This is a genomic window from Rhodopseudomonas palustris, assembly GCF_034479375.1.
Classification (GTDB): Bacteria; Pseudomonadota; Alphaproteobacteria; order Rhizobiales; family Xanthobacteraceae; genus Rhodopseudomonas; species Rhodopseudomonas palustris_M.
Genome location: NZ_CP140155.1, coordinates 740,452 through 751,630 on the forward strand (window position 1 = coordinate 740,452; position 11,179 = coordinate 751,630).

At 65.2% G+C, this 11,179-nt stretch carries 11 protein-coding genes; all 11 read left to right on the forward strand.

The features are described 5' to 3' along the window. Window positions 1-128 precede the first annotated feature (128 nt). Complete coding sequence (locus SR870_RS03260) at window positions 129-1,001, forward strand: branched-chain amino acid ABC transporter permease (RefSeq protein WP_322516615.1); 873 nt, start codon at window positions 129-131, stop codon at window positions 999-1,001. A 1-nt stretch (window position 1,002) separates the two neighbouring features. Next, window positions 1,003-1,863 carry a branched-chain amino acid ABC transporter permease gene (locus SR870_RS03265; RefSeq protein ID WP_322516616.1) on the forward strand — a complete coding sequence of 287 codons (861 nt, stop codon included), beginning with the start codon at window positions 1,003-1,005 and terminating at the stop codon, window positions 1,861-1,863. Beyond that, on the forward strand, window positions 1,860-2,630 hold the full coding sequence (locus SR870_RS03270; protein ID WP_322516617.1) for an ABC transporter ATP-binding protein: 771 nt from the start codon (window positions 1,860-1,862) through the stop codon (window positions 2,628-2,630). The genes SR870_RS03265 and SR870_RS03270 overlap by 4 nt, the downstream gene beginning before the upstream one ends. Next, a complete protein-coding gene (locus SR870_RS03275; protein WP_322516618.1) occupies window positions 2,627-3,388 on the forward strand; it encodes an ABC transporter ATP-binding protein in 762 nt (253 codons plus the stop codon). The genes SR870_RS03270 and SR870_RS03275 overlap by 4 nt, the downstream gene beginning before the upstream one ends. A 118-nt stretch (window positions 3,389-3,506) precedes the next feature. Continuing rightward, entirely contained in the window at window positions 3,507-4,586 is a 1,080-nt protein-coding gene (locus SR870_RS03280; RefSeq protein ID WP_322516619.1) for an ABC transporter substrate-binding protein, read from the forward strand. Between the two features lie 95 nt (window positions 4,587-4,681). Beyond that, window positions 4,682-5,374 carry a DUF2848 domain-containing protein gene (locus tag SR870_RS03285; protein WP_322516620.1) on the forward strand — a complete coding sequence of 231 codons (693 nt, stop codon included), beginning with the start codon at window positions 4,682-4,684 and terminating at the stop codon, window positions 5,372-5,374. A 411-nt stretch (window positions 5,375-5,785) separates the two neighbouring features. Continuing rightward, a complete protein-coding gene (locus SR870_RS03290; RefSeq protein ID WP_322516621.1) occupies window positions 5,786-6,862 on the forward strand; it encodes an ABC transporter substrate-binding protein in 1,077 nt (358 codons plus the stop codon). A gap of 39 nt (window positions 6,863-6,901) precedes the next feature. After that, a complete protein-coding gene (locus SR870_RS03295; protein WP_322516622.1) occupies window positions 6,902-8,440 on the forward strand; it encodes a sugar ABC transporter ATP-binding protein in 1,539 nt (512 codons plus the stop codon). Window positions 8,441-8,449: 9 nt separating this feature from the next. Continuing rightward, entirely contained in the window at window positions 8,450-9,376 is a 927-nt protein-coding gene (locus tag SR870_RS03300; protein ID WP_322516623.1) for an ABC transporter permease, read from the forward strand. After that, window positions 9,373-10,338 carry an ABC transporter permease gene (locus SR870_RS03305; protein WP_322516624.1) on the forward strand — a complete coding sequence of 322 codons (966 nt, stop codon included), beginning with the start codon at window positions 9,373-9,375 and terminating at the stop codon, window positions 10,336-10,338. Before SR870_RS03300 ends, SR870_RS03305 begins: the two co-directional genes overlap by 4 nt. A 35-nt stretch (window positions 10,339-10,373) precedes the next feature. After that, on the forward strand, window positions 10,374-11,126 hold the full coding sequence (locus tag SR870_RS03310) for an alpha/beta hydrolase (protein WP_322516625.1): 753 nt from the start codon (window positions 10,374-10,376) through the stop codon (window positions 11,124-11,126). Window positions 11,127-11,179 lie beyond the last annotated feature (53 nt).

An 11,179-nucleotide genomic window follows, 5' to 3' on the forward strand; every position in this document is an offset into this window, starting at 1 on the left:
ATGCCGACAGTCATCACGACCATTCGCCTTGCGGACGGGCGCGCTGCCGTTCGCTCCTCCGCGGAATCTCGCCGCCACTTGGCGCTCGGCGGAGAGCTGCGGCGCGTCGTCCGCCGGAGGCGTGTGGCATGATCGCCCAGCAGCTCATCAACGGCGTGATGCTCGGCTCGATCTACGTGCTGGTGGGCGTGTCGTTCACGCTGGCGATCGGTATCCTCAACTTCCTCAATTTCTCCATTCCCGGCCTGTTCATGGTGGGGGGAATGGTGACCTGGGTGATGCTCACCGGCGGGTGGCACTGGGCGTTCGCGATCGGCGCCGCGCTCGCGGCGGCGGCGCTGGTCTCGCTGGCGGTCGAGCAATTGTCTTATCGCCGGACCCGGGGCGCCGACCCGGAAGTGCCGCTGGTGTCGTCGCTCGGTTTCCTCGTGCTGCTCGAGAATCTGGCGCTGCTCGGCGTCGGCTCGGACCAGCAGGCGTTTCCGTCGTTGCTGGGTGATTTCAATTTCCGCATCGGCGGCCTCGTCATCGGCGCCGCGCAAGCCATCAGCCTGGTCGTGACGTTCCTGCTCGTGATCGGCCTGTCAATCGTGCTGGGCCGGACCAATCTCGGGCGGCAGATCAGGGCGATCGCCGAGAGCCGAAGCACCGCCGTCCTTCTCGGCGTCGACGTCGGGCGGCTGGTGCCGAAGATCTTCGTGCTGACCGCCATGTTCACCGCGCTCGGCGGCGTGATGTTCGCGCTCAGCTATCTCCAGGTCTCGCCGTTCATGGGGGAGGGCGTCGGCTTCAAGGGCGTCGCCGCGATGATCATCGGCGGCATGGGAAGCGTCTGGGGCGCGGTGATCGGCGGCCTGATCATCGGCGTGATCGAAGTCGGATCGATCTGGGCGTTCGGCGCCGACACCGTCAACATCGCGGTGTACGGCTCTCTGCTCGCCCTTCTGATCTTGCGGCCCCACGGTCTGTTCGGCCGGCCGGCGATCCGGGAGAAGCTCTGAGATGAGCGGCTACCAGACCGGCGTTCTGATCATCCTCTGCTTCAACATCATGGCGGCCTATGCGGTGTATCTGCCGCTGGTCGCCGGGCAGCTCAATCTCGGCATCGCCGGCTTCATGGCGATCGGTGCCTATACGGCGGCGTATCTCACCACCGAGACGGGCTGGCCGCTGGCAGCCGCGCTTCCGATGGGCGGCGCTGCGGCGGGCGCGATCGCGCTGGTCGTGGCCATTCCGATCCTGCGCACCCACGGTATCTATCTGGCGCTCGCCACCTTTGCGCTCGGCCAGGTGATTTCGGCCGTGTTCCTGAATCTCGAAGTCGTCGGTGCCGCGGCCGGCTATCAGGTCCCGCTCTACGCGCCGCCGATCGCGGTCTATGCGATGACGGCCGCCGTGGTGTTGTTCGTGGTCGCGCTGTCGCAGACCCGCTTCACGCTCTATCTGACCGCGATCAAGAACGATCGCCTGGTCGCCGATCTGCTGGGGCTGAGGGTTCGCGCCCTGCAGGTCGCCGCCTTCACGATCGGCGCGGTGATCGCCGGCATCGGCGGTGGTCTCTACGCCCATCACTTCAGCTTCATCGAGGCGCAGCATTTCAGCGTCAGCCTGAGCATCTACACCGTGTTGTACGTGTTGCTGGGCGGCACGCAGACGGTCTGGGGTCCGCTGGTCGGGGCGATCTTCTTCAGTCTGGCCCCGGAACTGCTGCGAGCCGGAGAATCCTGGCGCTACGTTCTGTTCGCGGCCCTGATCGTCGCCTTCATGGCGGTTCGTCCGCAGGGGCTCGTCACCCCGACGGGAATCCGCGCTCTGTTCCGCGCCGTCGGACGGCGTGCTGCGACGTCGCGGGTGCGGTCATGAGCGCGGCCGCCCCGCTTCTCGCGCTCGACGGCGTCGGCAAGTCGTTCGGCGGCGTTCGTGTCATTCGCGATCTCGGCTTCGCCGTCGCGCGCGGCCAGACCGTCGGACTGATCGGGCCCAACGGCGCCGGCAAGACCACCGCCTTCAACATCGTCAGCGGCGTGTTCCGTCCCGATGCCGGCAAAGTCACCTTCGACGGGCGTGATATCACGTCCGTTCCATCACGCCGCCGGATCGCGCTGGGAATCGCGCGCAGCTTCCAGAACGTCCGGTTGATGCAGCATCTCACGGTCTGGGAAAACCTGCTGGTCGGGCAGCACGTCCGCACTTCCGGACTGGTCGATCTGCTGACGCCGTTTCGGCCGTTTCGCAATCACCGCTGGCGGCAGGAGGCGGTCGCTGCGCTCGCCGAGATGGGGCTGGACGGCTATGCGGACGCGATGGTCGGCGAACTTCCCTACGGCATTCGCAAGCGGATCGATCTGGTGCGGGCGACGCTCGCCGGGGCCTCGCTGCTGATGCTCGACGAGCCGGCCGCGGGCCTCAATCCCGTCGAGACGCAGGGCCTGACCTCGCATCTCGAACTGCTCAAGGCGCGCGGCGTGACGCTGCTGATCGTCGAGCACGACATGCACTTCGTCGACAAGATCTGCGACCACGTCGTCGTGCTCAATTTCGGCGAGAAGATCGCGGAGGGGCCGCTTTCGCTGGTTCAGCGCGATGCGGTGGTCCGCGCGGCCTATCTCGGATCGGAGGCGGCGGCATGACGGCCATCCTCTCGGTTTCGGATTTGACCGTGGCCTACGGCGGGGTGACCGCCATCGACGGCGTATCGCTGTCCGTCGACGACGGCGAGATCGTCACGGTGCTCGGAGCGAACGGCGCCGGCAAGACCACGCTGTTGCTGGCGATCATGGGCGCCGTCCCGGCGAGCCGGGGACGGATCGCATTGCGGGGAACGGATGTGTCGCGCTCCCGCGCGCACCACCGCCTGGCGCAGGGACTGGTGCTCGTTCCCGAGGGCCGGCAGGTTCTGGTGTCGCTGACCGTCGAAGAAAATCTCCTGCTCGGCGCGCATCTGCGCCGCGACCGGCAGGCGGTCCGCAACGAGATCGCCGCGATCTATGAACGCTTTCCGAATTTGGGCCAGCGCCGGCACACGGCCGCCGCCACGCTGTCGGGCGGCGAGCAGCAGATGGTGGCGATCGGCCGGGCGATGGTCGCGCGGCCGCAGGTGCTGATGCTCGACGAACCCTCCCTCGGGCTGTCGCCGCTGTTCGTCTCGAAGGTGTTCGATCTGATCGAGGAGATGAATCGCAGCGGCCTGACGATCGTGCTGGTCGAGCAGAACACCGGCAAGGCGCTGTCGGTTGCGCACAGTGCGACCGTGCTCGAACTCGGCAAGGTCGCGATCGCCGGCCCGTCGGAGGCGCTGCGGAACGATCACAGGTTGCTGGAAGCCTATCTCGGCGGAGCCGCGGACATTGCGGACGAGCCTTCGTCGATGCGAGCGAACTCTCAATGAAGCAAAAGGAGCAGGGGTGATGAAAGCAAACGGCGTCTTGGCGGCGGGTGTCGCACTGGGACTGACATTGGTTTCGACGGGAGCGACACGAGCGGCGGATCTCATCCTCGGCTTTTCAATGGCGAAGACGGGACCCTATGTCAGTCTCGCGAACACCAACGAGGTCGCCGTCGATCTCGCGGTCGACGAGATCAACGCCAAGGGGGGCATCGGCGGCCGCAAGCTCAAGCTGGTGAAGTTCGACACCGGCGGCGATCCGAAGCAGGCGGCGCTCGCGGTGCGCCAGTTCGCCGAGGACAACAAGGCGCTGGCGGTGATCGGACCGTTCAGCTCCGGCGAAGTGCGTGTGGCGTTCCCGGCCGGCGAGCGTCTCGGCATCGTGCAGATGTCGATGTCGTCGTCGGCGCCCGGGCTGACGAAAGGCTTCAGCTACGCCTTCCGCAACACCCGTGACGAAAAGACGGTGATCGACGAGGTGCTGGCGGCGCTGCGCGACAAGAAGCTGCCGATGGGCACGGCCGCCACGGCCTTCGCGACCGACGACACGGTGTCCAAAGCGATCGGCACGGCGGTGCTGCCCGTCTTGTTGAAGAAATACGGCATCGACAACAAGGGGGCGGTGGACTTCCAGTACAATGCGTTCGATCTGTCGCCGCAGGTTTCGCAACTGGCACAGATGAAGCCGGACATCATCGGTCTTGGCGCTCCGCCGGAAGCGGCGATCAACCTCGCCAAGGAGCTGAAGCGCCAGGGCGTCAGCGCGCGACTGATCGGCGGCACCACGGTCGCCGATCCGGATCTGCCGCGCCGGATGGCGGGAGCCGGAAATTCGATGACCATCGGCACCACGTTCTTCGCCGATCTCAACGACCGGACCAGATCCTTCGCCAAGCAGTTCGCGGCCAAGACCTCGGCCGCAGGGATGACCCGGCACGAGCCGAACCAGCAGGATGCATCCGCGTACGACATCGTCTATCTGTTCGCAGAAGCCATCAAGGTTGCGGCGGTCACCGGCGAGCCGGACAAGGTGGCCGCGGATCGGACCGCGATCCGGGACGCGCTGGCGAAGCTGAAGGGCTTTCCCGCTCTCGAGGGCGAGATCTCGTTCGGCGATGACCACGACTCCATCAAGCCGATCTACGTGATCGAAGCGCGCGACGCGCAGTGGAGCCTGCTCGACACCCGCAAGGGCGAATAGCCCGCAGCGTTCGGCAGCGCCCGCGGAGGCAGCCGAGCCCCCGCGGGTCGCCGAATCCGGTCGGCGTCGTTCCGTCATTCGTCACGAGAGAAACCATGCATTCCGTGCCAATCGACTTCGTCATTCACGATCAGGACCGACAGGTCACGCGATCCCTGCAGTTCGATGCGTTGATCATCGCGGGCTGGACCGGCCGCGATCCGGTGGCTCGCGACAAGCACATTGCCGAACTCGCGGAGCTCGGAATCGCGCCGCCCGCCTCGACGCCGATCTACTACCGTGTGGCGGCGAGCCGGCTGACGACGAGGCCGGCGATCGAAGTCAGCGACGAGCATTCGAGCGGCGAGGTCGAATTCGTGCTGATGCGCTTCGATGGACGGATGTATGTCGGCGTCGGCTCCGATCACACCGATCGCAAGGTCGAGACCTACAACATCACCGTCTCGAAGCAGATGTGCGACAAGCCGATCGCCCCCGAATTGTGGTGCTTCGACGACGTCGCGAACCACTGGGACCAGCTCGTGCTGCGCTCCTACGCGACGATCGCCGACAAGCGGGTGCTCTATCAGGAGGGCACGCTCGCGGGCATGCTGCCGCCCGCCGATCTGATCGTCCGCGGCTTCGGCGGTTCCGGGCTTCCGGAGCGAGCCGCGATCTTCGGCGGAACCTTCGCGGCGAAAGGCGGCATCAGGCCGGCTTCGCGCTTCGACTACGAACTCTTCGATCCCGTTCTGGGCCGTCGCATCGCGCACGGCTACGATGTCGAGACGCTGCCGGTGCTCGGCTGATCGGCGAGCGTCGTCGCGGTTCGAGTTGATAGCAATTCTCCGACAGGCTGAAGCGCCCGGTGCTCGTCACCGGGCGTTTTCGATTCTTGCTGCCGCAAGGACTGTCTTCTGTCGTTTCAGGGCTGCGTTCGGTTACGGGCGGTGCGAATGCAACACAATCGCGCAACTCTCTTGACGCTTGCGTCCGAATTTTGAAGAATACGAAACATAAAACGAAAATTGCGAATGGGGAGGGCGTCGGGTCATCCCGCTCGGGACGTCATTCTGAAAACCGCATGGACTAGCGGCTACCGCCTTTGCATGTCTTCGGACGCAGAGGCGCGAGCCGATGTGCCGGCGCGGTTTCGAACCCTGACGAAACGATGCGTGGTCACCCGCCCGACCTGGACGACTAAAAACCAGGGGGAAACGATGAAGAGAATTTCGCGGGCGTTGGTTTCGCTGGCGGCAGCTTTGCTGATCGGCAACGTGACGTCGGTCGGGGCCTGGGCCGAGGACGTGCAGTTGTTGCCGCCGGGCCTGATCGAGCCTTCTTCGAAAGAGATCATCCCGGAAGGCAAGTTCAAGAAGGCGCCGCCGTGGCGGATCGGGCTCGCCTTCCCGGGTGTCGGCAACACCTGGATCGTCCAGATGCTTCAGGAAATGAAGTACGAGGCCTCGCTGCACAAGGACATCGCCGAATTCACCGTGCTGGAAGCGGACTGGAAGCCCGCCAAGCAGGTCGCCGATATCGAAGACCTGATGGCGCGCAATGTGGACCTGCTGATCGTCTCGCCGATCGCCTTTCCGGTGGTGGCGGCGCAGGTCGACAAGGCGGTCGCCAAGGGCATTCCCGTTGTGGTGTTCGGCGCCAGCAACGGCGAACTCAACGGCACCGTGGAAGTGTTCGGCGGCGGCGGCGCGTTCGGCCGCGTCGGCGGCGAGTTTCTCGCCAAAGAACTGAAGGGCAAGGGCTCGATCTGGGCAGTCCGCGGCGTCGCCGGCGTCGGCGAGGAAGTGTTGCGCTACGAGGGCTTCAAGAAGGCGATCGCAGGCACCGACATCAAGATCGTCGCCGAAGTGTTCGGCGACTGGAACTACGCGAAGTCGAAACAGCTCTGCGAAAACCTCGTTCTGTCAGGCAAGCCGGTCGACGGCATCTGGTTCTCGGGCGCCGAAATGACCCGCGCCTGCATCGAAGTCTTCAAGGAGGCCGGCAAGCCGCTGGTGCCGATGACCGGCGAGGGCAACAACGGCTTCTTCAAGATCTGGAAGAGCTCGGGCGTGAAGAGCGTCGCGCCGGTGTTCACGCCGGGTCTCGGACCGGCGGTGGTGCGCGCCTCGGTCGCGCTGCTGCAGGGCAAGCAGATCTACAAAGGCTACTTCTCCGATCCGCCCCCGATCACCAATGCCGATATCGACAAGTATTATCGGCCCGACCTGAACGACGCCTATTGGGTGCCGTCGACGCTGCCCGAAAACAAGCTGAAAGAGCTGTTCGGCAAGTAAGCAGCACGAGCGAAACCCGGTGATCAAGTGTCTGCTGTCATGACGATGCCCGTTCAGGCACGTGAGGTCGTCGTCGCGCGCGGCGTGTCCGTCTCCTTCGGCGCGACCAAGGCCCTGCGCGACGTGTCGATCATTGGTCACGCCGGGTCGATCCACGCCGTCACCGGTGAGAACGGTGCCGGCAAGTCGACGCTGATGAAGGTGCTCGCCGGCGTCTATCAGCCCGATCACGGCGAGGTCGAGATCGACGGGCATCGCGTGCGTCTGTCCGGACCGCGCGACGCCTTGAAGCACGGCATCTCCACGGTGTTTCAGGAGTTCACGCTGCTGCCGAACCTGTCCGTGGCCGAGAACCTGTTTCTCGGTCGTGAACCGCGCCGGCTGATGATGGTGCGCTACACGCAGATGATGAGGGACGCTGAGGCGTTGTTGCAACGGATCGGCATCGATCTCGATCCGGAGCGCCCGGTTTCCGAGCTCTCGATCGGCGAGCAGCAGCTCGTCGAAATCGGCAAGGGGGTCTCGGCGAATGCCTCGGTGTTCATCTTCGACGAGCCGACCGCGGCGCTCAACAAGGTCGAGGTCGACAAGCTCGGCCAGTTGATGCTGCAGCTTCAAAAGGAAGGCAAGGCGATCTTCTACATCAGCCATCGGCTGGAGGAGATCGCGCGCTGGTGCGACACCGTCACCGTGCTCAAGGACGGCGAGCACGTTCTCACCCGGCCGACCCGGGAGATGACGCCGAATGCGCTGGTGACCGCGATGGTCGGCCGTTCGATCCAGGACCTGTTTCCGCCACGCGCGACCGGCTTCGGCGCGACGCTGCTGCAAGCGCGCGGATTGCAAACCCGCGCCGATCGCAGCCCGGTCGACCTCACGCTGCGCCGCGGCGAGATCCTCGGTATCGCCGGGCTGGAAGGCCAGGGCCAGCGCGAGGTGATGCGCTGCCTGGCCGGCGTGACGCCGCTGGTCGCGGGCGAGGTCCGCAAGGCCGCTGCTGATCGTGATGAGCTCGAGGCGGTCGATCTCGCTCTCGGCCGGACCGAGAATGTCCGACGCGGCATCGGCTTCGTGCCGGAAGACCGCAAGACCGAAGGTCTGTTTCTCGATCTTCCGATCAGCGAGAATCTATCGCTCGGGATTCTTGCGATCCAGCGTGCGCTGTCCCGCGTGCGGATCAAACGCGATCTGCTGAAGGCGCTCGCCAAGTCGCTGCATCTGGCTGCCACAGGTTTGTCACAAGCCGTCGGAAGCCTTTCCGGCGGCAATCAGCAGAAGGTTCTGCTGGGGCGGTGGCTGACCGCGGGCTCCAACGTGCTGCTGATCGAGGAGCCGACGCGGGGCGTGGACGTCGGCGCCAAGACGGAAATCTATCGACTGCTGCGCGACTTCGCGGCGAAGGGAGGGGGCGTGCTGCTGACGTCGAGCGAATTGATGGAACTGATCGGACTGTGCGACCGCATATTGGTGATCCGCAACGGCGCGTTCGTCGGCGAGCTCGACGGCAGGCTCGCCAGCGAAGAGGCGATCCTCAATCTCGCTCTGCCCGGGGGAAACCCCGCGCATCAAGCGGCTTGAGGCGTCGTGATGGGCCGTCTCTTCAATCCGCGCTTCGGCACCTCGCCGATCAGCCTCGGCATTCCGATCGTCGTTTTCATCTTCCTGGTGTTCGCTGCGCCGCATTTCACCAGCGGCGAGAATCTGTCGAACCTCATCAGTCAGATCGTCGTGCTGCTGATCGGTTCGCTCGGCCAACTCGTCGTCGCCTTGGTCGGCGGGATCGATCTGTCGATCGGCAGTCTCGTCAGTCTGACCAGTTGCGTGATCTCGACCCAGCAAAGTCTCGCCACCGCGATCCCACTTTGTATCGGTCTCGCCATTCTGGTCGGCACCGCTAACGGCGTCGGCACCGCGGTGTTCGGCGTGCATCCGCTGATCATGACGTTCAGCATGGCGACTTTCCTGCAGGGCGTCGCTTACTTCATCCTGCCGGCGCCGAGCAACGCCATTCCCGCCGGCCTGCAGTCGCTCGCCAACATCACCGTCGGCGGTGCGCCGATCGCGATCGTCTGGTGCGTGGCCGCGGTCGGCACGACCTACGTTTTGCTGCGGCGAAGCCAGCTCGGCCTGCACATCTACGCGATCGGCGCGAGCGCTGCCAACGCACACCTCAACGGCCTGCGCGTCGTGCCGTCGACCATCGCGGCCTATGTCTTCTGCAGCCTGTCGGCGGTGTGCGCCGGGCTGTTCCTGTCGGCGCGGGTCGCCTCCGCGGACCCGACGATGGGTGGCTCGCTCGCGCTGGATTCGATCACCGCGATCGCGCTCGGCAACGTCCAGCTCACCGGCGGCATCGGCGGCGTGCTCGGCGCCGTCACCGGCGCGCTGACGCTCGGGCTGCTGGCCAACGGCATGAACCTGATGGGCATCTCGCCCTTCGTCAGGAGCGCGTTCACCGGCGTCCTGCTGCTGGTCGCGATCTCACTACAGAAGCGAAAGGTCATCGGCCTGTGACCGCCCTTGCGAAATCGCGCGAGACGAATCCGATCGTTTCGGCCGGGCGTTGGATCGTCGGACTTCCGCCGGCCTATCCGCTGCTGGTGCTGCTGTTCGGGATCGCCTATTTCACCCACCCGCATCTGCTGTCGCCGCTGTTCCTGATGCTGATGCTGCGCCAGGCCGCGCCGCTCGGGCTCGCGACGATCGGACAGAGCCTGGTGATCCGCTGCCGCTCGATCGACCTGTCGTCGGCCGGCGTCATGGCGGTGACGAGCTACATCCTCACCAGTGGCACCATCCCGGTGTCGCCGCTGGCGGCGATCGCGCTGTGTATCGTCGTCGGGCTGGCGATCGGCTTCATCAACGGCGTGATCATCACCGTCCGCAAGGCGTCGGCGGTGATCGTCACGCTGGCGATGTCGATCATTCTCACCGGGGCGGTGATCGCGTTCAGCCAGTTTCGCGCGCCCGGCGACGTGCCGGAAATTCTCCGCAACGTCGTGACCAGCCGCATCGGCGGCGTCCCCGTCGCTGCGCTGCTGTGGCTTTTCGTGCTGTTTCCGCTGCACTACATCGACCGCGTCACCGTGTTCGGACGCTACGTGCGTGCCGTCGGTTCGAATCCGCTCGCCGCGGAGATGTCCGGCATTCCGCATGCGCGGATCGTGCTCGTCGCCCACACCGTGTCGGGTCTGTTCTCGGTGCTGAGCTGTTTCTTTCTGCTCGGCTTCGTCGGCGTCGGCACCGTCAATATCGGCCAGGACCTGGCGCTGAACTCGCTGTCGGCGTCGATTCTCGGCGGCATCAATTTCGGCATGGGCAAAGGCGGGATGTGGGGGCCGGCGGCGGCTGCCTTCATGCTCACCTTCCTGTTCAATTTCCTCACCAGCTTCGGGCTCGGCGAGCCCGGCAAGCTGATGCTGCAGGGATTGATCGTCATCGTCGCGGCGATCGCCTATTCCAAGCGGCAAACCTGACAACCAATATCTGCAAAACGAGATGGAGTTTCGAGATGAGTGACGTGGTTCTATCGGGTGCGGAAGCGTTTTCGTTCGACGGCGGCAAGATCGGCATTCTGCTGGTCCACGGTTTCACCGGCAGTCCGCAGAGCATGCGCTATCTCGGCGAACGTCTGGGCGAGCAGGGCTACACCGTGCTCGGCCCGCGTCTTCCCGGGCACGGCGTTTCGCCGGCGGCGATGGCGAAGACGACCGCCGCCGACTGGGCCGCTGCCGCCGAAGACGCGCTCGCCGAAATCTCGGCGAAATGCGACAAGGTGTTCGTCGCGGGCCTTTCGATGGGCGGCACGCTGTCGCTGTATCTGGCGGCGATGCATCCTGACAAGGTCAGCGGCGTGATCCCGATCAACGCGGCGGCGCAGATCGAATCGCCCGACATGGCGTCGATCGCCTATGCGCGTGGCCTGCCGGAGACGATCCCCGGCATCGGCTCCGACATGATGGACGCCGAGACCAAAGAACTCGCCTATGCCGAGGTGCCGGTGGTCTGCATGAAGCATGCGCTGGGCCTGGCCGCCACCGCACGGGCGCTGCTGCCGCGGATCAAATGCCCCACCTTCGTGATCAATTCGCGGGTCGACCACGTGCTGTCGCCCAACAACGCCACTGTGATCGCGAATAATGTCGGCTCCGACCGCATCGAGCTGTTGTGGCTCAATCGCTCCTATCACGTCGCGACGATCGATCACGACAAGGATCTGATCGCCGCCGAGGTCCACGCCTTCGTGCAGCGCAACATTAAGTAACAGCTCGCGGGTTCGTGCCTTCGGCGATCCTGCCGAAGGCACGGCAGCGCATC